Origin of the sequence: Mesorhizobium sp. M0478, from assembly GCF_040321305.1 — a bacterium.
Lineage (GTDB): Bacteria > Pseudomonadota > Alphaproteobacteria > Rhizobiales > Rhizobiaceae > Mesorhizobium.
The window spans coordinates 611748-633604 of sequence record NZ_JAMYRH010000001.1; the positions used below are offsets into that span (position 1 = coordinate 611748).

Here is a 21857-nt window from a genome sequence, read left to right on the forward strand (position 1 = left end):
TGATCTCCCCCCTTGCGGGGGAGATGTCCGGCAGGAAAGAGGGGGGTGTCTGGGCTCAATGCCTCAAGCCCTGACGCGAATGATTCAAGGCCTCACCTGTCCCGACCCGCGCACGCGGTATTTGAACGAGGTCAGCTGTTCGACGCCGACCGGACCGCGCGCATGCATCTTGCCGGTGGCGATGCCGATCTCGGCTCCCATGCCGAATTCGCCGCCATCTGCGAACTGCGTCGAGGCATTGTGCAAAAGGATCGCCGAGTCGATCTCGTTGAAGAACCGCTCGACCGCTTTGGTATCCTCGGCGATGATCGCCTCGGTGTGGTGTGAGGAGAACGTCTCGATATGGTCGATGGCACCGGCAATTCCGTCTACCAGCTTTACCGCGATGATGGCCTCGAGATATTCGGTCACCCAGTCGGCATCGGTCGCCGGCTTGGCGTCGAAGAACAGCTTCATCACTTCCTGATCGGCATGGATCTCGCAGCCGGCGGCGCGTAGCGCGCCGAGGATCGGCACCAGATGCGTGGAGGCCACCGCGCGGTCGACCAGCAAAGTCTCTGCAGCGCCACAGACACCGGTGCGCCGCATCTTGGCGTTGACGGCGATCCTGACCGCCATGTCGAGATCGGCCGAGCGGTCGATGTAGAGATGGCAGATGCCTTCAAGATGGGCAAAGACCGGCACCCGCGCCTCGCTCTGGACGCGCCCGACCAGGCTCTTGCCGCCCCGCGGAATGATGACGTCGAGATTGCCGGAAAGCCCTTTCAGCATCTCACCGACGGCGGCGCGGTCAGTGGTCGGCACCAACTGGATGGCGTCTTCGGGCAGGCCGGCGGCCTTCAACCCCTCGACCAGGCAGGCATGGATGGCGGCGGACGAATTGAGCGAGTCCGAGCCGCCGCGCAGGATCACCGGATTGCCGGCCTTGAGGCAGAGTGCGCCGGCATCCGCCGTCACATTCGGCCGGCTTTCATAAATGACGCCGACAACGCCGAGCGGCGTGCGCACGCGCTCGATCTGCAGGCCGTTGGGGCGATCCCAGGCCGCGATCACATCGCCGACCGGGTCCCTGAGCTCGGCGATTTCACGGATGCCATCCGCCATGGCACGGGTGCGCGCCGGATCGAGCTTCAGCCGGTCCATGAACGAGCCGGACAGTCCGGATTCGTGTCCGTTAGAGACATCGATGGCGTTGGCGTCGAGAATCTCCTGCTGGCGCGCGATGATCGCGTCGGCCATGGCGAGAAGCGCGGCATTCTTGGCGGCGGCGGTCGCAATGGCCAACGGTCGGGCGGCCGCGCGGGCGCGGCGGCCGATACCGGCCATCAGCGCGACGGTGTCATCCCCGGATTGTTCATGCAGTTTCAGCATGGCTCATCCTCCGCTTACGTCGCCCCGGCCCATAGCTGGCCGGCAGGCCGTATCTGGTCACCCGGATCGCTCACCACCAGATCGTCCCTGTGGATCATCGCCGAGCGCGCCTCGTAGCCGAGCACGGTTTCGATCTCGGCGGTCTTCAGGCCTGCGATCCTTACGGCATCGGCGGCATCGTAGGCAACAAGCCCGCGCGCGATCTCGCGGCCCTCGGGCGACAGGATCGCCACCGTGTCGCCACGCGAGAAATTGCCGCTGACCAGCCTGACGCCGGCCGGCAGCAAAGATTTGCCGGACAGCAGCGCACCGATGGCGCCGGCATCGACGGTGAGCCGCCCCGCCGGTTCGAGCTGGCCGGCGATCCAGCTCTTGTAGCCCTTCACCGGATTGGCGCTCGGCCTGAAGAAGGTGGCGCGCTCGCCACGCTCGATCGCCATCAGCGGCGACAGCCTGGTGCCCGAGGTGATGATCATGGCGGTGCCGGCGGCGGTGGCGATCTTGCCCGCGTCGAGCTTGGTGCGCATGCCGCCGCGCGACAGTTCGGAAGCGGCCGCCCCCGCCATCGCTTCGATATCGGGTGTAATGCGGTCGACCACCGGAATGAATTTCGCAGCGGGATCGCGCGCCGGCGGCGCCGTGTAGAGCCCGTCAATGTCGGAGAGCAGCACAAGCAGGTCGGCGCCCATCATCGTCGCCACCCGGGCCGCCAGCCGGTCATTGTCGCCATAGCGGATTTCGGAGGTCGCCACCGTGTCGTTCTCATTGATGACCGGCACCGCCTTCATCTTGAGCAGCGTCGAGATCGTCGCGCGGGCATTCAGATAGCGGCGGCGCTCTTCGGTGTCGCCCAGCGTCAGCAGGATCTGGCCCGATTTCAGCGAACCCTTGCCCAGCGCATCCGACCACGCGCCGGCCAGCGCGATCTGGCCGACGGCCGCAGCCGCCTGGCTTTCTTCCAGCTTCAGCGCCCGTTTGCCGAGACCGAGAATGGTGCGGCCGAGCGCAATGGCGCCGGAGGACACGACCAGGATCTCGGCGCCACCATTGGCCAGCACCGCAATATCCTCGGCAAGCGAGGCAAGCCAGTCGCGCTTCAGGCCGCTGGTGCGGTCGACCAGCAAGGCCGAACCGATCTTGACCGTGATGCGCCGGTATTTTGTCAGCGACTGCGCCGTCATCGCTATCGGTCCCAGCGGGTCTCGACGGGAGCGGCAGCCCTGTCGCGCGCTTCGCCGACAACCGCCATCAGCGCGCGCAGCACCGCTTCGACGCCCTCGCCGGTGGCCGCCGACAGCAGCATCGGCGCGCGGCCGGCAGCGCGTTTGAGCGACGCAACCTTCTTCTTGCGCTCATCGGCATCGAGGATATCGACCTGGCTGAGCGCCACGATCTCGACCTTCTCGATCAGCCCATTGCCATAGGCGTCGAGCTCGGCGCGCACGGTCTTATAGGCTTTGCCCGGATTTTCCTCCTGCGCCGAAACCAGATGCAAAAGCACACGCGTGCGCTCGACATGGCCGAGGAACCGGTCGCCGATGCCGACACCCTCATGCGCGCCCTCGATGAGGCCCGGAATGTCGGCGATGACGAATTCGCGCGCATCGATGCGGGCAACGCCGAGACCTGGATGCAGCGTGGTGAAGGGGTAGTCGGCGATCTTTGGCTTGGCTGCGGTGACGGTTGCCAGAAAAGTCGACTTGCCGGCATTGGGCAGCCCGACCAGGCCGGCGTCGGCAATCAGCTTCAGCCGCAGCCAGACATTCATCTCTTCGCCGGGCTGGCCCGGATTGGCGCGGCGAGGCGCCTGGTTGGTCGAGGTCTTGAAATGCTGGTTGCCGAAACCGCCGTTGCCGCCCTTGGCCAGCAGGAAGCGCTGGCCGACCACGGTCAGGTCGCAGATCAGCGTCTCATTGTCCTCGGCAAACACCTGGGTTCCGGCCGGCACCTTGAGCGTCACATCGGCGCCCTTGGCGCCGGTCATGTTGCGGCCCATGCCGTGGACACCGGTCTTGGCCTTGAAGTGCTGCTGGTAGCGATAGTCGATCAGCGTGTTCAGCCCATTGACCGCTTCCAGCCAGACATCGCCGCCGCGGCCACCGTCGCCGCCATCCGGGCCGCCGAACTCGATGAATTTTTCGCGCCGGAACGACACAGAGCCGGCGCCACCGTCGCCGGAGCGGATATAAACCTTGGCTTGATCGAGAAATTTCATTGGACTACGCAGTTTCTGTTGGCCTTGCGGCTTTGCTTTAGATCTTGCGCCTTGCTCTAAACCAAGGCGCGGCCAAGGGCGAGGCCGTTTTGCGACTAAAGCGCCGGATGCCCTTTTGCCGGGGACGCGGTAGCAGTGTTCGCGGACGGAGCTTGAGGGGCGCGGGAATGAAGGTTGTAAGCTACAACATCCAGTACGGTATCGGTCTGGATGGCCGCTACGATCTCGGCCGCATCGCCGCGGCGGTTCGCGGCGCCGATGTGATCGCGCTGCAGGAAGTGACCCGCAACAATCCGAGGAACGGCAACCGCGACATGGTCGCCGAGATCGGCGAGGCGCTGCCCGAATATTTTGCCGCCTACGGCAGCAATTTCGAGGTCAATGTCGGCTCGCGCCTGGAGGCCGGCCGCGCCGTCACCACCACTTTCCAGCTCGGCAACATGGTGCTGTCGAAGACGCCGATCCATCTGTCGCGCAATCTGCTTTTGCCGCGCAGCCGCAGCCTTGAGGCGATGAACTTCCAGCGCGGCGCACTCGAGGCGCTGGTCGAGACCCCGCTCGGCTTCATCCGCTTCTATTCCACGCATCTCGACCATCGCAGTCCGGTTGAACGCGCCAGCCAGATCCGTTTCCTGCGCCAGCGCCTGTTGAACTATGCCTTCGAGGGCGGCGGCCTCTCCGGCATTCCCGAGATCGGCCTGCCGGACCTGCCCTATCCCGAAGCCTTCATCGTCATGGGCGACTTCAACATGCTGCCCGGCTCGCCCGAATATGTCGAACTCGTCGGCCGCCCGGACCATGAATTCGGTATGCCGCTGACCGCCGATCTCGCGGTCGACGTTGCCCAGCGCCTGAACACAGCAGACGTCGTCACCTGGGTCGATCCCACGCGACCCGAAGACACAAGCCGCCACAAGCGCATAGACTACATCTTCACCTCGGCCTCGCTCGCCGGATCGCTGAAGCGCCTGTGGGTCGACCGTCAAGCGGTCGGGTCGGACCATCTCCCGATCTGGGTCGAGATGGGCTGAGTTGAGTCCGATCCACAACCAACGTTGCCAAACCTGTCATTTGGAGGCACGCGCTAGGTGTGTTGAGATTCAGGTCAGGCCGAGCCGAGAATGGCGGCTCCCGAGAACCGGAGCGGAGCGTACTTAAGTACGTGCACCGGAAGCGCATAAACCCGCGTTTGCAGGCCGGCCTCACCTGAATATCAAAACACCTAGAAATGCACCCAGTTGCGCAGGCTGATCCAGGTCTTTCTGTCCAGCCGGTACCGCTCGACCGGCACCTGGCCGGCGACGATCGAGTTCAGCATGCCCTGGCCGGCATACTGGAAGCCGCATTTGTGGATGACCCGGCGCGAGGCCGGATTGATCACCCGCGTCGAAGCCTGCAGCACCTGGATCGACGTCCGTTGGAAGGCGAGGTCGACCAACGCATGCGCGGCCTCCGTCGCATAGCCGCGCTTCCAATAGGGCTCGCCGATCCAGTAGCCGAGTTCCAGCCCGCGATCGGTCATGTTGAGGCCGGCGCAGCCGACGAAAATGTCGGTGCCGGCGAGCGTCAGGGCGTAGGCGATGCCGGCCCGGCGCGACCTGGTCATGGCCAGGAAGGCGCGTGCCTCGGCCTCGCCATAGGGGTGCGGCATGCGGGCCAGCATCTCGGCGACGTGACGGTTGTCGGCAAGCTCGACCAGTTGCGCGATGTCGGCTTCACACGGGGCGCGCATCACCAGCCGCTCCGTGGCCAGCACCGGGCAATCTATCGCGTAACTTTCGTCTTCGGTGTCTTCCGCTTCGGCAACCATTCGACGTCCTCCAGGCAAGAAAAAAGGGGAGATGGAAAACCCATCTCCCCTGATCCTTTTCCTGGCTCCATTCACTGGTTTGGCCAGACACCGGTTCCCGAGATGGGCGCCGGTTTTATAGTGCGGAACCGGCTACTCCGCGGCTTTGGTAATCGGGTTGACCGATACGTAGGTTCGGCCGTTGGCTTTTTTGTTGAAGGTGACTGCGCCGGTCTCGAGCGCAAAAAGGGTGTGGTCCGTGCCCATGCCGACATTGACGCCGGGATGCCAGGTGGTGCCGCGTTGACGGATGATGATGTTGCCCGGGATGACGGCTTCGCCGCCGAACTTCTTCACGCCCAGACGCTTGGAATGCGAGTCGCGACCGTTGCGCGACGAGCCGCCAGCTTTCTTGTGTGCCATCTAACTAACTCCGATGCGCCCTGGGGCGCTTGAATGGTCTTATGAACGCGTTCGCGTTCCGTTTCAAGTCCGATCCGGCGACCTTGTCGCCGGTTCGTTTTACTTCTTCGCCAGTTCCTTGGCCTGCTCGCGCCAGTCGTTGATCTGGTCGGTGCTGAAGGGCATGTGCGCGTCGATCTTGGCCACGTCCTTGTCCGACAGCTTGGCAAGCTGGGCGAAGGTGGTGATGCCCTGCTCGTGCAGCTGGCCGGCGGCAACCGGGCCGATGCCCTTGATCACGGCCAAATCGTCCGGCTCGCCCTTCGGCGCCTTGAACAGCGGCGCGGCGACGGCGGTCTCCGTCTTGGCTTCATCCTTCGGAGCAGCCTCGGCTTTGGCTTCCTTCTTCGCCTTGGCTTCCTTCGGCGCGGCCTCAGCCTTCGCCTCGGGCGCTACGTCAGCCTTGACTTCCTTGGCTTCCACCTTGGCTGCGGCCTTCTTGGAAGGCTTGGCGCCACCCAGCAGGATCTCGGCGATCCGCACGGTGGTCAGAAGCTGGCGGTGGCCGATCTTGCGGCGCGAATTCTGCCGGCGGCGCTTCTTGAAAGCGATGACGGTGCGGTTCTTGCCCTGCTCGACGACTTCCGCCGTGACCAGAGCGCCATCGACGAACGGGGCGCCGAAGGTGACATTTTCGCCTTCGCCATGGGCGAGGACGCTGCCGATTTCGACGATATCGCCGACATTGGCTTCGAGCTTCTCGATCTTCAGGAGATCGTTGGCGGCAACGCGATACTGCTTACCGCCCGTTTTAATGACTGCGAACATTTTTTGCCTTTCGCTGTTCGGTCGGCCTCGATGAGCCGCGTCACGCGGTTCGGCCGTCTTTTTGTCAGTCTGCGGGTTCGAAAAACAAGCGGCGTGGAAGAACCCTCCACGCCGATTGCGCGCTTCCCCTAACCGAAGGTTCGGTACGAGTCAAGGCAAACGGCCGGATTCCTTGGCCATGCGGCCTCCTTGCCGCGCCCGATCCCTCTGGTCGAGACCGGTTGGCCTATCTGCCGACGTGGCCGCGGCGCAGCCCTCCCGGCAAAGCCCGCACAGGAAGCTGAATTTCCCCGCGGATTTGGCCTTGTAACCTGCCCGCCCAGCCGTTATCTAGTGCGCCGCGCCGGCAACGGCCGACCATGACCGCGGAGAGGTGGCAGAGTGGTCGAATGCACCGCACTCGAAATGCGGCATGGGTGCAAGCCCATCGGGGGTTCGAATCCCTCCCTCTCCGCCATCCTACGCCCTGCGGGCTTCGGGTGGCAGGCCACCCGGAACCGCATCTGGGCGTAGGAGTGTCGCCCGAAGCTACGAAGTAGCGTAGGGGGACCGGAACGAAGCAGGATGCCCTCCGAAGCTTCAGCGAAGGGGCTGCCGCTAGGCAACAAGGCCTTGCCTCATTTGGTTTACCTCTTCGATCGGGACTGGATGCCCGGTGAGGAAGCCCTGCATCAAATTTACCCCCAGGCGCTGCAGCAATATGTACTGCTCCTCCGTTTCGACGCCCTCGGCGAGCACGACATGGCCGAGATTGCGAAGCAGCCCGACCATGTCCCGCAACAGGCTCAAGCCACGAGACGTCTGGCAATCGTGGAGGAAGCTGCGATCGATCTTGACCACGTCGAACTTGAAACGGCGGAGCCATGTCAAGCCGGCAAATCCCGTTCCGAAGTCGTCCAGCCAGATCTGAACGCCGAGTTTTCGCAGCCGCTCCACGTTTCTGACCGCTTGCGCCTCCAGAAAGATGTCACTGCCTTCGGTGATTTCGATGGCCAGTTTCTGGGGCGCAAGGCCGTGCCTGCCAAGGATTTCGGTGATCCGGAGTGAAAAATTGGGAGCCTTGAGCTGAAGAACGGATACGTTCACCGTCACGACCGAGCCCAATCCGTATTCCGCCATGTCACCGCAGGCTCGATCGATCAGCCACGTACCCAGTTCCACGATCGCTCCGGTCTGCTCGGCAACGGGTATGAATACGGACGGACTGATCATGGTGCCGTCGAAGTCGCATACCCGCATCAGACTCTCGTGGCCCAGAACGCGTCCCGACGCCAGCTCGCGAATTGGCTGGTAAGCGACAGAAACGAGCTGGTTGGAAACTGCCACCTTCAGCAGTTCTGAAAGATTTTCGCCGGAGCGATCCTGGCTGGTGGCGTGCGGGTCGTAAATCGTGAACGTAGCCCGACCGGCAAACTTGGACGCGTAGAGTGCGCGGTCAGCTTCCTGCAGCAGGATTCTAAGCTCTATGCTCTGATCGGCGCGCGTCAACGACGCCCCGGCACTGATCGTTACGATGTTGAGCTTGTCGCCCCGATCAGGGTGGTAGATATCCAAATCCTCTACAGCGCGACAGAATTTCTTCGTTATCTCATGAAGGTGAGCCCGCCCGGTGACCTTGCAGAGAATGACGAATTCTTCTCCGCCATAGCGGGCCGCGATGGCGTTGTTGGCAGCCGCCATCTCGGAAAGGACATGGGCGAGTTTGATCAGGCAATCGTCGCCGGCCTGATGACCAAGTCCGTCATTGAACCTTTTGAAGTAGTCGACGTCGATCAGAATGAGGCCTATCTCGTCGTCGTCCGCGGCCCAGTCTTCGCGCAGCTCCGAGAATTCTCGAATGATCGCCCTGCGGTTCTTCATTCCCGTGAGCGGATCGGTGTCGGCGATTTCAGTTAGCTTTTGCCCCTTCTTGATAGCAGCCTGCTCCTGGAATTGTGCCCGAAGCGCGTGCAGGAAAGTCTGGTACCGCTCCAGACTCAGCCGCCACGAAAGATAAAGCGACAAGACGAGGCAGTTCACGAAATAGGCCGACAACACGACCCGACCGGCGATGTCGGCCTGAAGGGAGAACATCGCGGCGTACACAAAGCTTGCGGCGACCGTCGCGGAGGCAAGGGCTGAAAGCCAAAAACGGAAGTTGAAGAACAGATTCGCACCCAGGATGAACACGGTGCCAAAAACCATGAAATGGGAGAGGGCATCCTGATGCTCTGTTCCAACAGCGGAGACGAGCCACCCAAGGGCACCGGAGACAATCGCCAGCGCTGCTACAAGGTGCAAGGTGGCAAGGGCAAAGCCCCGTCGGGCGACAAATTCGACAAGCGCCAGGGAAGTGATCCCTAGCGTAACGCGCGTCAAAACAAGCCGGCCGGCGACATCCGGAAAGAGAAACCAATCGAAAAGGCCATAGGCCACATAGCTGAATACAGCAGCCGCAATACCCCATCGCACAAGGCTGCGATTCTCATCGGCATCCTTCTGCAGGAACAGTGTCAGGAGTTCCGGATCGGCGGAATGCCACCGCGGACGTCCAATCGCTGCCGCCACCTTCTGGGCAACGTCCTCGCTCAGTTGCATCGCAACGCTCCTCCGCGATCTGCAGTAGCGAATGCAACAGCCGACGTCGCCTGCGGTTGGGGAATGAAGACGTCCCTGTCCGCAAGAAAAGTCAGATGTCGCTAACCGAGGGTAAACGGGCGGTTCGGATTTAGCCAGTTTGCAGGATTGATGGCCGTTCCGTTGATTAGAATTTTACTAAAATTTTATTAAAATTGTTAGCATTGGTTGGCGGCGCACCTATGCTGCTGGCCGGGGACCGGGGCGGTAAACCGGAGAGTAAACGGCATGCCTATCAAGCCAAAACTGCAGCTCGACCAATACAGCCTGGTCACCACCAGGCTGATGAAGAAACATGTTGCGACCTCCGAAGAGGCGGCTGACTCCGACGAGTTGAGGGACAGCACGGCCCAGCTCGCCCTGATACTGGACCTTGCTCATCAAGCCTTTGCGCGAAACAAACCGGCCGCCCCCGTCGTCCATCGTTTGGCGGGGCGACTCCACAAGCTCCGCCGGCAGGTTGCTCCCGCGGTCTGGCAGAAACTCGTTCCTTTGGCTCAGCAGCATCGGGTCGCGGAATATTTGCTCCAAGACCCGTTCACGCGGTGGTCGGTCGAAAAACCGCGCGGGTATTCAGGCGATGCAGGCCTGCTGGATATTTACTACAAGCATCCGATCGCCGACGAGATCGTGGCCTCGTCGACCTTACTTGGTCGGCAAATTTATGCGTACACCAGTGAAGCTGCCAGTTCGGTGGCGGGGCGCGAGCGGCGGGATATTCTGGCCAGGACCGTGGACGAGACGGCCAGCAGTGTGGAAAAGGCTGAGGTGCTGGCGATTGCCTGCGGCCACCTCAGGGAAGCCGAACGCTCCGATGCGTTGGCCAGGCATAAACTGCAACGTTGGATCGGCCTGGATCAGGACCCCGTCAGCGTAGCCACGGTGAACCACGACTTTGCCGGCACGGCAGTCGAGGCAGTCCAGGGTTCCGTACGCGGCATCCTGCGCCGCGCCTACGCCCTTGGCACATTCGATCTCGTCTACGCATCGGGGCTTTACGATTACCTGCCGCGTGCCATCGGCATCCGCCTGCTTCAAAGAGCCATGGAACTCGTCAAGCCCGGTGGCGAATTCCTGTTTGCCAATTTCAGCGACGAGATAACGACGGATGGTTACATGGAGACTTTCATGGATTGGCCGCTCATCCTACGTTCGGCCGACGATATGTGGGACATCATCAATGCCGCCCTCGGCGGGAGTCCTTTCGACGCGAAAGTCTACTATGGCTCGAACCGGAATATCGTTTACGGCAAGGTGAGGAAGGGCGATCTCTAACTAGGCGCGGGAATCGCGCGCGCATCCCCGTAACAAGGTAGGTCTGCCATGACGAGGCCATGCCTTCGCCGGCTTTCCGGCGACGGGCGAGCAGGTCGTCCGGGCTGCGGGCGGCCTACGCCGTGTTCGTTCTGCTTGCCGCCATACAGATGTGGCGGCGGTTCCAGCAGCACGACGGTGCTGCCCGCTCGGCGGGCTGCGTCTGGCCGTGTTGCTGGCACTGCCGCTGATCGCCAGGCTGTCGGTCGTGCAATGCAACGCGACTGGCCGGCCTGATCAGGCCTCGAAATAGCCGGGACGGTCGAGATCGGCGATGAGCCCAAGCCCGGTCGGCTGCCATCCCAGCGCAGTGCGGGTCTGCTCACTTGACGCCGACAAGTCCCTGCCGATGAAATGCCCGAGAAAGCCGAAATGCGCAGCCGCCTCCTCGGGGCCTATGGAAACGACCGGCAGGCCGAGCCGGCGGCCGATGATCTCGGCGATCTCTTTGCTCGCCACGCCCTGTTCGGCAACCGCATGATAGCTGACGCCGCCCGCCCCCTTCTCCAGCGCCAGCCTGTACAGGGTGGCGGCGTCGAACCGGTGCACCGCCGCCCAGCGATTTGCGCCGTCGCCGACATAGGCCGAGACGCCCTTTTCACGCGCAATGGCAATCAGCATCGGCACGAAACCGTGATCGCCCTCGCCATGGACGGTCGGCGCCAGCCGCACCGTCGATGCGCGCACCCCGCGCGCTGCGAGCGCCACGGCCGTTGCTTCCGAAGCGCGCGGCATGGCGGCCGATGGAGGCGCGGGTTTGTCGTCTTCGGTTGCCGGCCTTCCCTGCGCAAAACCGGCGAGGCCGGAGGTGACAAGCAGCGGCCGCTCGGAACCCTCGAGCGCCGCGCCGAGCGTTTCGATGGCGCGCTGGTCAACTGCGCAACTGGCGGCGAATCTCGAAAAGTCGTGGTTGAAGGCCGTGTGGATGACGCCATCCGATTGGGTAGCGCCGCTGCGCAGGCTGTCGAAATCCTCGATATCGCCGCGATGCGCCTCGGCACCCGCGGCCACGATCGACTCCGCACCTGCTTCCGACCGCGCGAGGCCAAGCACCTGATGGCCCGCCCCGAGCAATTCCCGCACAACAGCCGAACCGACAAAACCGGTAGCCCCGGTAACGAACACACGCATGATGATTTCTCCTTGGTTTTTGTCGAACGCCGTACAGGCAGCCCGTTGCGAAGGAGATAGAAGTTTGAGATCATACGATCTATACTGTAAAATCCGAGATATCTTCGCAATCGTCCGAGAACGCTCATGGATCCGCTGTCAGACGTGCTGTCGCTACTGAAGCCGCGCAATTACCTGTCGGCTGGGCTGGAAACCGGTGGCGACTGGGCGATCCAGTTTCCTGACCAGCAGGCCGCCATCAAATGCGGCGCCGTGGTGTCCGGCCGATGCTGGCTGTCGGTCGAGGGCGTCCCTGACGCGGTGCGGCTGGACGTGGGCGACTGCTTCCTGTTGCCGCGCGGCCGGCCTTTCCGCCTTGCCAGCGATCTCGGCCTGCCGACGGTCGATGCGCGAACGATCTTTTCACCGGCGCGGACCGGCGGCATCACCGTCCATAATGGCGGCGGCGATTTCCTCCTGGTCAGCAGTCGCTTCACGCTGTCCGGCGACCATGCCGGCATCCTCTTGCGGATGCTGCCGCCCATCGTCCACATCCGCGGCGAGAGCGACCATTCGGCGCTTCGCTGGCCGGTGGAGCGGATGATGCAGGAATTGCGCCAGCGGCGTCCCGGCGGCTTTCTCATCGTCGAGCACCTCGCCCACATGATCCTGATCGAGGCCTTGCGCCTGCATATGACCGCGCAAGGCAATGTCGGCTGGCTGTTCGCACTCACCGACAGGCAGATCGGCGCGGCGATCGGCGCCATGCACGAGGACCCGGCGCATGGCTGGACATTGCAGCAACTGGCGGAGCGCGCCGGCATGTCGCGATCGACTTTTGCGCTCAGATTCAAGCAGACGGTCGGGGCCTCACCCCTGGATTATCTGACGCGCTGGCGCATGATGCTGGCCGGCGACAGGCTGATGCATTCCGGCGATCCGGTTTCCGTCATCGCGCTGGCGCTCGGCTACGAATCCGAAAGCGCCTTCAGCACGGCATTCAAGCGCGTCATGGGCTGTTCGCCGCGGCAGTACAGCCGCCGGGAGCCGGACCTGACTGCGCAGGCCGAACGCGAAGCCGCCTGAGGCGGCGATCCGAGCGCCTTGATTAGCTTGCCCTTAGAGGCTGTAGCGCGAACGAAACTCGGTGAACGACATCGCCAGATTGTTCTCGTCCACATGGCCGGTGATTCCGTCCACACTGCGCGAGTCGAGTTGTAGCGGGCGAGCCAGAGCGGACAATTGCCGAAGCCGCTCGGATTTCCCAGCGCGCTTCGACCGCTGCGGCCCTTCTGCTCAAATCGATCCCTTGCTTGCTCCATGGCATGCGCTTGACAATCGACTGATTCGCAACCCTTCGGGGATATAAGTATTCCAGTTAACTTAGGGATAATCGGCAGGAGGAACTAGATTTCAGACGCTCAATTGGCACGAGCAAAATCGCGTTTTTCATGCTTTCAGAATGACTTGCTCGCGTGCTGGCGGTTAACCGGCACCAACTTCTCCGATTTCCTTGCCTCTACGGCTGGGTAGCGCAATAGGGTTAATTGCGCGATTGCTAATATGCCTATATCTTAGGCGGCGCGGGGGGCCTCATATCTTCCCGCAGTGGCCGGTGCGGTGAAGCCCCACAAGCATGCCCAACCTGCACCGGCCATTCCCTATGGCTGGGTATGGTGTTCCCGCTCGGCAATCTTTTCCAAGAGCTTCCGTGAAGCCTCTAGGACGCGTCGCGTTTCGGCGATGGTCGATTGCAGGGAGTCCAGTTGGCTCTCCGCTCGGAGCTGGCTACGGCGGGCGCTTTCAATGAACTGGTGGTCAGGTTCCCACCGGTCTTTCATCGGGCCTAGCCTCTCTACAGACGAACGAACTTGTCGAGATGCAGGCGTATCCGCTGGCCCTCAGCATAGGACAGCGCAAACGGTTCAATCACGAATGATCGGGTAATTTCCTGGTCTTCCTTGGCCACAGGAACGGACCATCCGCCGCCGGCTTCGACCACTTCCACGCAAGGCAATTCTTTGCGGATTGGACCCACGTTTCCACCACAGCCTCTATACGAAAAGCAATGGTAACCTCGAGTTTTATACTCCCGTCGAAAGCGGGTTTTCAACAACAAAGATGGTCTGAATCATACCATTCGGGTCAGCGGATAGCGGCTGCCGAGGTAGCGTCTCCAAGGCCGAGAAAACCGCCATCCGCGCGCAACAGCGGGTTTCCATAGTCACGGCTACATCCGAAGAATCGACCGCATAGATTCAGGAATGTGTGTTGTCGTCACGGTTCCATACAATTTAGAAGGCCATTCCCCTACGGCAGGGTAGCGCCAAAATGAAAGGATAAGCGGGCGGGCAAGTTGAAGGCGTACTGATGCCGGATCGGGCTTTGGTCCAGCAAAACCCTTTCAGCCTGGCGTCTCGGAAAGGTGCGCGGCAATGGCGCTCACAAAAGCCTTGCCGAACTCCTTGAGTTTGGCGGCGCCGACGCCATTCACTTCGGCAAAATCGTCGAGGTCTTGCGGACGACGCTCGGCCATGTCGATCAGTGTACGATCCGAAAACACCACATAGGCCGGCACCTGGCGTTCCTTGGCCAGCCGCAGCCGCACCGTCTTGAGCGCCGCGAGCAGCGACGCATCGACATTTTCGCTCTGAGGGCTCTGCCCGGCACGAGCCGCGCGGCGCGCGGCGCGCGTGCGCATCTCGACCCGATACTGGAACGGCACCTCGCCCCGGCCGAGTGCGTGGCCCTTGTCCGCGATGGCCAACCCGCCATGGCCGGCCGGGTCCGGCATCAGGAAACCGTTCGCGACCAGCTGGCGAATCATAGATTGCCAAAAATCCTTCTTGTGCGCGGCGCCATTGCCGAAGGCTGCCAGCCTGTGATGCCCCCTTGCCGCGATCTTTTCAGTCTCGTGGCCGATCAGGATGTCGATGACATGGCCGGCGCCGAAGCGCTCGCCGCTCTGCGCCACCGCCGCCAGGATGAGGCGCGCCTCGGCGGTGCCGTCGGCGCGCGGCGCCTGTTCCAGGCAATTGTCGCAATTGCCGCAAGGGACCGCCTCTTCACCGAAATAACCGAGCAGCACCTGGCGGCGGCACTCGGCCGTCTCGCAATAGCCGATCAGCGTATCGAGCCGGCCATGCGAGCGGCGCTTGTGTTCGACAGCGGCGTCCTCGTCGTCGATGAACATGCGGCGCATGCGGATGTCGCCAAGGCCGTAAAGCATATGCGCCTCCGCCGCCCGGCCGTCGCGACCGGCGCGGCCGATTTCCTGGTAATAGGCTTCGAGGCTGCCCGGCAGGTCGGTGTGGAAGACATAGGCGACATCAGGCTTGTCGATCCCCATGCCGAAGGCGATGGTCGCCACCATGACGACGCCCGACAGCGTCATGAAGGCGTTCTGGTTGGCATCACGCGCCTCCTTGCTCATCCCGGCGTGATAGGCGAGCGCGGTCACGCCGTTCTTTTCGAGGAATGCCGCCATCTCTTCGGTCTTCTTGCGCGACAGGCAGTAGACGATGCCGCTGCGCCCCTGATGGCGCTCGATGAAGTTGAGCAACTGCCGCTTGCTGTCCTGCTTGGGCTCGATGGCAAGCTTGATGTTGGGCCGGTCGAAGCCAAGCACCTGCGTTTCGACACGCCCGCCAAACAGCCGTCTCTCGATGTCTGCCCGCGTCGTCTCGTCCGCCGTCGCCGTCACCGCAATGATCGGTACGTCGGGAAAGATGCCACGCAGCTGCGACAGGTCTTCATATTCGCGCCGGAACGCCGGCCCCCACTGCGAAATGCAATGTGCCTCGTCGATGGCGATCAGGCTGACATCGAGCCTGGCAAGCGCATCCAGCATCCGCTCGGTCATCAGCCGTTCCGGCGCGAGGTAGAGCAGCCGCGTCTGGCCCGACGCGACGCGGCGCCATGCCGCGACATTGGCATCACGGTCGATCGAGGAATTGATCGTATCGGCGGCGACGCCGGCGAGGCGCAGTGCCGCGACCTGATCCTGCATCAGCGCCACTAGCGGCGAAACGACAATGGTCAGCCCACCCTTGACCAGCGCCGGAACCTGGTAGCACAGCGATTTGCCGGCACCCGTTGGCATGACGGCCAGCACATGGCGGCCGCCAAGCAGCGCCTCCATCACCGCGGCCTGTCCGGGACGGAAATCGTCGAAGCCGAACACGTCCTTGAGGACGCGCCGTTTGGGATCGTGCGTCGGCACGCTTGTCGTCGATATCTGCATCACTGATGTTTTTGCGATCGGCCGCCCGAAGCAGCGGCGTGGACAGAACGATTAGCGCAGCCCCTGCGTGACCACAACAAGCAGCAGCAACACCCCACCGGCGATCGACCTGATTGGCATCGTTAAACCTATCTTCACCATGTTGCGGCACCGTCCAACCCTGCGGCGATGTTTCGAGTACCGCTGCGCCACGAGCGCACAGGCAACAGCCCGCGCCTCCCCAGGAGGCGCGGGTTTCCTGTTTCTGGAATTGCCGAAAAAGGTTCAGGCCAGGAAATCGGCGCGGTGCGGGGTAAAGCTGTCGACCAGGCGCCCGGCCTCCAGCGCCTTGACGCCGTGCACCAGATTGGACGGCACGATGAAGCTGCCGCCGGTCTCGATGGTCGCGGTGCGGCCGTCGATGGTCACCTCGAAGCGACCTTCGGCGACATAGCTGGCCTGGACATGCGGGTGCGAATGCAGTGCGCCGACGCCGCCCTTGTCGAAGCCGAACTCGACCATCATCAGCTCATCGGTGGAGACGAGAACGCGGCGTCTGTTGCCGTCCGGCGTCGGCGTCCAGGCGCTCTCGCCGGGCTGTGCGAAAATCTTGGCTTCAATCATGACCATCTCCTCATCGCGCCAGCCAGCCGCCGTCCACGGGAACCACCGCGCCATGCATATAGTCGGACGCTGGCGCCAGCAGGAACACGGCGGCATCGCCTATGTCTTCCGGCCCGCCCCAACGTCCCGCCGGGATGCGCGCCAGGATGGCAGCACTGCGGTCGGGATCGGCGCGCAACCCCTCGGTGTTGTTGGTTTCGATATAGCCGGGCGCAATCGCGTTGACGTTGATGCCTTTTGCCGCCCATTCGCAGGCCAGCAGCCGGGTTATGCCGAGCGCGCCATGTTTCGACGCGGTATAGGACGCGACGCGGATGCCGCCCTGGAAACTCAGCACCGAGGCGATGTTGACGATCTTGCCGCGCCGCCTCGGGTCGGTCAGCACGCGCCTGGCAAAACCCTGGCTGAGAAAGAACAGCGTCTTCAGATTGACGTCGACGACGTCGTCCCAGTCGGTTTCCGAGAAATCGACCGCATCGGCGCGGCGGATGATGCCGGCATTGTTGACCAGCCCGTCGATCGGGCCGGTCTTCTCCCACACCTGGTCGAGCATGGCCTTGGCGGCAACATGATCGGCGAGATCGCACCGCACAGTCTCGAACTGGCCGCCGGCTTCCGCGACTTGTCTTTCCGTGTCGTCCATCGCCGAGCGGCCGACACCGATGACGGTGCCGCCGGCGCGCGCGATCGAGACCGCGATGCCCTGGCCGATGCCGGTGTTTGCGCCGGTGACCAGGACGCGCTTGCCGGCCAGGCTGAAGGAGGAAGGGCCGCTCAACGCAGTTCGCCCAGCGGCACCGGGTCGACATCGGTGTAGTCGACATTGTCGCCGGCCATCGCCCAGATGAAGGAATAATTCGAGGTGCCTGCCCCTGAATGGATCGACCAGCCGGGCGACAGCACTGCCTCCTCATTGGCCATGACGATGTGGCGGGTTTCGTCCGGCTCGCCCATGAAATGGAAGACGCGCGCCGTCTCCGGCAGGTCGAAATAGAGATAGGCCTCCATGCGCCGGTCATGCACATGGCAAGGCATGGTGTTCCACACCGAGCCCGGCGCCAGCTGCGTCATGCCGACGACCAGCTGGCAGGTCTTGACGCCATCGGCATGGATGAACTGGAAGATCGAGCGCTCATTGCAGGTTTCCTTGCTGCCGAGGTCGAGCCGCTTGGCGTCGCCGATGCGGATCAGCCGGTTCGGATAGGCGTGATGCGCCGGGGCGCTGAGCAGATAGAATTTGGCCGGCGCTGCCTTGTCGGCCGACGCGAACGCCACGTCGGTGCTGCCCATGCCTAGATAGAGCATGTCGCGCGCCTGCAACTGGTGGGCCTCGCCATTCGCCGTCACCGAGCCGGCGCCGCCGATATTGACGATGATCAACTCGCGGCGATCGAGAAAATTCCTGGTCCCCGTTGGCTTGATCGCTTCCAGCGGCAGCGCTGTCCCTTCCGGCACGGCGCCGCCGACGATCATGCGGTCATAATGGGCATAGGTCAGGCTGACGCGTCCCGGCTGGAACAGGTCGTCAATATGGAAGTTGTGCCGCAGTTCGTCGGTGCCCATAGAAGCCGCGGCAACCGGGTCGATGGCGAAACGCGAGGTGAAATCGGTATGCGGGTGACTTTGAGACATTACTGCTCCGGCTGAAATGGTTATTCGGATGCCGTCGCCCTGACCGAGTCGGCATAAAAGACCTGGCGGGCGTGCAGGCGCTCGCGGTAGCGCTGCTGGCTGGCGGTGAGATGGGTGCGCATCGCCTCGCGCGCGGCTTCGGCGTCGCCTGACGTGATCGCATTCAGGATCACCAGATGCTCGCGCTGCAGCCCGCGCTGATAGCTGTCGGATTGCACAAGTTCCGTCGACCAGGGCGAGGTCACGTCGCAGGGAATGGCGCGGCGTCCGAGCACATCGAGCATCTCGACATAGAACGGGTTGTTGGTGGCGCTGGCGATTGCCCGGTGGAAGGCGAGATCGGCCGGACCGGTCGGCTCGCTGTTGAGAAGCAGCCGTTCGAATTCGAAGAACGCTTCCTGGATCGCTGCTTCCTGCGCGGCGTTGCGGCGAATGGCGGCGAGCCCGGCCGATTCGATTTCGACGGCCAGGCGCACTTCGAGCACATTGAGCGCGATGGAATCCTTGCTGCCCATGTCGGCGGCGAGCGCGCCGAACATCGTTGAGATGTGCTCGGTGACGAACACGCCTGCGCCCTGGCGCGCCTCGACCAGCCCGTCGGCGGCGAGCTTGGCCAGCGCTTCGCGGATGACGGTGCGGCTGACGCCGAAGGTCTCGGTCAGCTGGCCCTCGGTCGGCAATTTGTGGCCGGGCAGGATCTCGCCCGCCTGCAACTGCTTGCGGATCGCCGCAACGACGGTCTCCGACAGTTTGGGTTTTCTCTCGACCCTGAGATCAACAGCGCTATCCGATGCCATATCGCACCCCTGTTTGAAGACGCCTATTTGAACACGCTCGGCAACCAGAGCGAAATCGCCGGAATATAGGTCACCAGCCCCAGAACCACGATGCCCGCGCCATAGAACGGCCAGATCGAGCGCATCGCTTCCCAGACCGTAATCTTGCCGACGGCACAGGCGACGAACTGCACCGTGCCGACCGGTGGCGTGTTGAGGCCAATGCCGAGATTGAGGATGGTGATGACGCCGAAATGCACGGGGTCGACGCCGTAATGGGTGACCAGCGGCAGGAAGATCGGCGTGCAGATGATGATCATCGGCCCCATGTCCATGAAGGTGCCGAGCAGCAGCATCAAGACGTTGAGCAGAAGCAGCACCACCAGCGGATCGGTGGAGATGGCGTTCATGCCTGCGATCAGCAACACCGGCACTTTGAGATAGGCCATCAGCCAGCTGAACGAGGCCGCCGTGCCGATGATCAGCAGCACCATTGAGGTCGTGCGCACCGCGCCCTTTGTGGCATGGACGAAATCGCCCCAGGCCATCGACCGGTAGACGAAGACGGTGACCAGCAAAGCGTAGATGATGGCGATGCAGGAGCTTTCCGTCGCCGTGAAAATGCCCGAGCGAACGCCGCCGAAGATGATCCCGATGAGCAGAAGTCCGGGGATGGCGATGACCGCCAGCTGGCCGACACGCGAGAAGCCGGGAAAAGCCTCGACCGGGTAGCCGCGGCTGCGGGCGACGAAATAGGCGGTGACCATCAGCGAAGCGGCGAACAGCAGACCAGGCAGGATACCGGCGGTGAACAGGTCGGCGATCGAAATCTTGCCGCCGCCGGCGATCGAATAGATGATCATGTTCTGCGACGGCGGCAGAAGCAGCGCGATCAGCGCCGCCATCGAGGTGACGTTGACGGCATAGTCGGCTCCGTAGCCGCGCGCTTTCATCTGCGGGATCATCAGCCCGCCGACGGCAGCGGCTTCCGCCACAGCCGAGCCGGAAATGCCGCCGAACAACGTCGCGGCGATGATGTTGACCTGACCGAGCCCACCGCGGACATGACCGACCAGCGAGCCGGCAAAGGAAACGATGCGCTGCGCGATGCCGCCGCGCACCATCAGGTCGCCGGCAAAGATGAAGAACGGGATCGCCATCAGCGAGAACGCCGACATGCCCGACTTCAATTGCTGGAACACCACCAGGGGCGGCAGGCCGAGATAAAGCACGGTGGCGAAGGACGCCGCACCCAGGCAAAAGGCGATCGGCGTGCCGGCAAACATCAAAAGCGTGAAGACGCCAAACAGGATCCAGAGTTCCATCTAGGCCTCCTGCACGGCCGGCATTTCCGGCACTTCTTCGAGATTGATATCCTTGTCGATGTCGGCGCCGGACCAGCGCAGCGCGATGCGTTCGGCCGAGAACAGGCAGATCAGAAAGCCGCCGGCAACCAGCGGCAGATAGTCGAAACCGCCGGGAAGTTCGAGCGCCGGGATGATGGTCCGCCAGGTCAGCCCGACCAGCTTGCAGCCGTACCAGACCATGCCGAAGCCGAAGCCGAACGCGATCAGGTCGGACAGGGTGCGCAGCGCCCATTTGCTGCCCTTGGGCAGGATATAGAGCAGCACGTCGAAGCCCATATGGTAATTCTCGCGCACACCGACGGCAGCGCCCAGGAAGATGAACCAGTTCATCAGCATGATGGCGGTGACTTCGGTCCAGCTCGGTGACGCGTTGAGCACGAAGCGGGAAAACACCTGGTAGGCAACAAGCGCGGTCATGGCGACCATCCCGATGCCCGCGAGATAGAGCGCACCGTCGCAAATCTTCGAAAGCACCGCGCTGAAGCGCGGTGGCGCTCCGCTCCTGGCCGTTCCCGCAGTCATCCGATCCTCCCGGTCTTTCCGTCGCCTAAAAGCGATTGGCGGGGCGGCGCCATGCCGCCCCGCCAGAAAATCACTTGGTCGCCTGGATGCGCGTCGCGAGGTCCTTGAGCTCCGGCGTCTTCAGATACTTGTCGTAGACCGGCTTCATCGCATCGATCAGCGGCTGCTTGTCGATCTCGCTGACCTTGACGCCGGCCTTCTCGACGATCTCTCGCGACTTCTTCTCCTGCGCGTCCCACAATTCGCGCATCTTGACGACGCTATCCTTGGCCGCCTGCTTGACGATCGCCTGGTCTTCCGGCGTCAGTCTGTCCCAGCTCGATTTCGACATCACCAGCACTTCCGGCACGATCTGGTGCTGGTCGACGGTATAGTGCTTGGCGACTTCGTAGTGCTTGGCGGATTCGAAGCTGGGCCAGTTGTTCTCGGCGCCGTCGATGACACCGGTTTCGAGCGCCGAATAGACCTCGCCATAGGCCATCGGCGTGGCATTTGCGCCAAGCGCGTTGACCATATCGACGAACACGTCGGACTGGATGACGCGGAACTTCATGCCTTTCAGATCGGCGATCGAGGTGATGTCCTTCTTGGTGTTGTAGAAGGAACGGGCGCCGGAATCGTAGAAGGCAAGGCCGACCAGATCATGCGTCTCGAAGGCCTCGAGGATCTCGTCGCCGATCGGCCCGTCCATGACATGGCGCATGTGCTCGACCGAACGGAACATGTAGGGCAGCGACGGCACCGCGGTTTCCGGCACGATGCCGTTGAACGGACCCATCGAGACGCGGTTCAGATCGATGACACCGGTCTGCGTCTGCTCGATCGTGTCTTTTTCCTCGCCGAGCTGCGCCGAATGATAGACCTCGACCGAATAGCGGCCGGCGGTGCGCTCCTTGATGAGCTCGCCGAGATATTTGACCGCCTCGACGGTCGGATACCCGTCCGGATGGGTGTCGGCCGAGCGCAGTACGGTCTGGGCGCCGGCAACGCCGATCATCAGCGAGCCGAAGGCGAATGTGGCTGCCATCAGTTTTGAAAAATGCAACATGACTGTCTTCCTCCCTTTTAA

The 21857-nt window shown here is 62.8% G+C and carries 20 protein-coding genes and 1 tRNA gene; 4 read left to right on the top strand and 17 right to left on the bottom strand.

Translation table 11 applies throughout. The features are described 5' to 3' along the window. Window positions 1-84: 84 nt before the first annotated feature. From NKI64_RS03020 to obgE, 3 genes are read right to left on the bottom strand one after another with little or no spacing between them, the layout of a single operon-like run. Entirely contained in the window at window positions 85-1371 is a 1287-nt protein-coding gene (locus NKI64_RS03020) for a glutamate-5-semialdehyde dehydrogenase (protein WP_352666441.1), read from the bottom strand. Window positions 1372-1385: 14 nt separating this feature from the next. After that, window positions 1386-2552 carry a glutamate 5-kinase gene (proB, locus tag NKI64_RS03025; RefSeq protein WP_352519126.1) on the bottom strand — a complete coding sequence of 389 codons (1167 nt, stop codon included), beginning with the start codon at window positions 2550-2552 and terminating at the stop codon, window positions 1386-1388. A 2-nt stretch (window positions 2553-2554) separates the two neighbouring features. Beyond that, complete coding sequence (gene obgE, locus NKI64_RS03030; RefSeq protein WP_023668691.1) at window positions 2555-3586, bottom strand: GTPase ObgE; 1032 nt, start codon at window positions 3584-3586, stop codon at window positions 2555-2557. Window positions 3587-3753: 167 nt separating this feature from the next. Here obgE and NKI64_RS03035 point away from each other — a divergent pair, with 167 nt between their 5' ends. After that, entirely contained in the window at window positions 3754-4617 is an 864-nt protein-coding gene (locus NKI64_RS03035; protein ID WP_352666443.1) for an endonuclease/exonuclease/phosphatase family protein, read from the top strand. Between the two features lie 191 nt (window positions 4618-4808). Here NKI64_RS03035 and NKI64_RS03040 read toward each other — a convergent pair whose 3' ends face one another. The 3 genes from NKI64_RS03040 to NKI64_RS03050 all read right to left on the bottom strand — a co-directional run bounded on the left by NKI64_RS03040 (window position 4809) and on the right by NKI64_RS03050 (window position 6605). Then, the gene (locus NKI64_RS03040; RefSeq protein WP_023688901.1) at window positions 4809-5396 is read right to left on the bottom strand and encodes a GNAT family N-acetyltransferase; all 588 of its coding nucleotides are present in this window, start codon (window positions 5394-5396) and stop codon (window positions 4809-4811) included. Between the two features lie 132 nt (window positions 5397-5528). Beyond that, entirely contained in the window at window positions 5529-5798 is a 270-nt protein-coding gene (gene rpmA / locus NKI64_RS03045) for a 50S ribosomal protein L27 (protein WP_015315190.1), read from the bottom strand. 99 nt (window positions 5799-5897) lie between these two features. Next, the gene (locus NKI64_RS03050; protein ID WP_023700236.1) at window positions 5898-6605 is read right to left on the bottom strand and encodes a 50S ribosomal protein L21; all 708 of its coding nucleotides are present in this window, start codon (window positions 6603-6605) and stop codon (window positions 5898-5900) included. A 367-nt stretch (window positions 6606-6972) separates the two neighbouring features. On the opposite strand from NKI64_RS03050, the gene NKI64_RS03055 reads away from it, so the two are divergent. Next, a tRNA-Ser gene (locus tag NKI64_RS03055) sits at window positions 6973-7062 on the top strand. Between the two features lie 140 nt (window positions 7063-7202). On the opposite strand, the gene NKI64_RS03060 is transcribed toward NKI64_RS03055, so the two are convergent. Beyond that, window positions 7203-9182 (bottom strand): putative bifunctional diguanylate cyclase/phosphodiesterase, encoded by a 1980-nt coding sequence (locus NKI64_RS03060; RefSeq protein ID WP_023728673.1) that lies wholly within the window; start codon window positions 9180-9182, stop codon window positions 7203-7205. Between the two features lie 267 nt (window positions 9183-9449). Between NKI64_RS03060 and NKI64_RS03065 the strand changes: the two genes are divergently transcribed. Next, entirely contained in the window at window positions 9450-10496 is a 1047-nt protein-coding gene (locus NKI64_RS03065; RefSeq protein WP_023755531.1) for a class I SAM-dependent methyltransferase, read from the top strand. Window positions 10497-10772: 276 nt separating this feature from the next. On the opposite strand, the gene NKI64_RS03070 is transcribed toward NKI64_RS03065, so the two are convergent. Next, a complete protein-coding gene (locus tag NKI64_RS03070) occupies window positions 10773-11666 on the bottom strand; it encodes an SDR family oxidoreductase (RefSeq protein ID WP_352666446.1) in 894 nt (297 codons plus the stop codon). Between the two features lie 126 nt (window positions 11667-11792). Here NKI64_RS03070 and NKI64_RS03075 point away from each other — a divergent pair, with 126 nt between their 5' ends. Beyond that, window positions 11793-12731 carry an AraC family transcriptional regulator gene (locus tag NKI64_RS03075; protein WP_023693170.1) on the top strand — a complete coding sequence of 313 codons (939 nt, stop codon included), beginning with the start codon at window positions 11793-11795 and terminating at the stop codon, window positions 12729-12731. Window positions 12732-13500: 769 nt separating this feature from the next. On the opposite strand, the gene NKI64_RS03080 is transcribed toward NKI64_RS03075, so the two are convergent. The 9 genes from NKI64_RS03080 to NKI64_RS03120 all read right to left on the bottom strand — a co-directional run bounded on the left by NKI64_RS03080 (window position 13501) and on the right by NKI64_RS03120 (window position 21836). Continuing rightward, window positions 13501-13653, bottom strand: a complete 153-nt coding sequence (locus tag NKI64_RS03080; RefSeq protein ID WP_023668683.1) for a hypothetical protein — start codon at window positions 13651-13653, stop codon at window positions 13501-13503. 396 nt (window positions 13654-14049) lie between these two features. Continuing rightward, window positions 14050-15888 carry a DNA helicase RecQ gene (gene recQ, locus NKI64_RS03085; RefSeq protein ID WP_023684111.1) on the bottom strand — a complete coding sequence of 613 codons (1839 nt, stop codon included), beginning with the start codon at window positions 15886-15888 and terminating at the stop codon, window positions 14050-14052. Window positions 15889-16152: 264 nt separating this feature from the next. After that, a complete protein-coding gene (locus NKI64_RS03090; RefSeq protein WP_023684110.1) occupies window positions 16153-16491 on the bottom strand; it encodes a cupin domain-containing protein in 339 nt (112 codons plus the stop codon). Between the two features lie 10 nt (window positions 16492-16501). After that, on the bottom strand, window positions 16502-17269 hold the full coding sequence (gene kduD / locus NKI64_RS03095) for a 2-dehydro-3-deoxy-D-gluconate 5-dehydrogenase KduD (RefSeq protein WP_352666449.1): 768 nt from the start codon (window positions 17267-17269) through the stop codon (window positions 16502-16504). Continuing rightward, on the bottom strand, window positions 17266-18123 hold the full coding sequence (kduI, locus tag NKI64_RS03100) for a 5-dehydro-4-deoxy-D-glucuronate isomerase (protein ID WP_352666450.1): 858 nt from the start codon (window positions 18121-18123) through the stop codon (window positions 17266-17268). The genes kduD and kduI overlap by 4 nt, the downstream gene beginning before the upstream one ends. A 20-nt stretch (window positions 18124-18143) precedes the next feature. Continuing rightward, a complete protein-coding gene (locus NKI64_RS03105) occupies window positions 18144-18920 on the bottom strand; it encodes a FadR/GntR family transcriptional regulator (RefSeq protein ID WP_023684107.1) in 777 nt (258 codons plus the stop codon). Window positions 18921-18943: 23 nt separating this feature from the next. Then, complete coding sequence (locus NKI64_RS03110) at window positions 18944-20224, bottom strand: TRAP transporter large permease (protein ID WP_023684106.1); 1281 nt, start codon at window positions 20222-20224, stop codon at window positions 18944-18946. Then, entirely contained in the window at window positions 20225-20788 is a 564-nt protein-coding gene (locus tag NKI64_RS03115) for a TRAP transporter small permease (protein ID WP_502901361.1), read from the bottom strand. Window positions 20789-20858: 70 nt separating this feature from the next. Continuing rightward, a complete protein-coding gene (locus tag NKI64_RS03120; RefSeq protein ID WP_352666452.1) occupies window positions 20859-21836 on the bottom strand; it encodes a TRAP transporter substrate-binding protein in 978 nt (325 codons plus the stop codon). Between the last annotated feature and the right edge of the window lie 21 nt (window positions 21837-21857).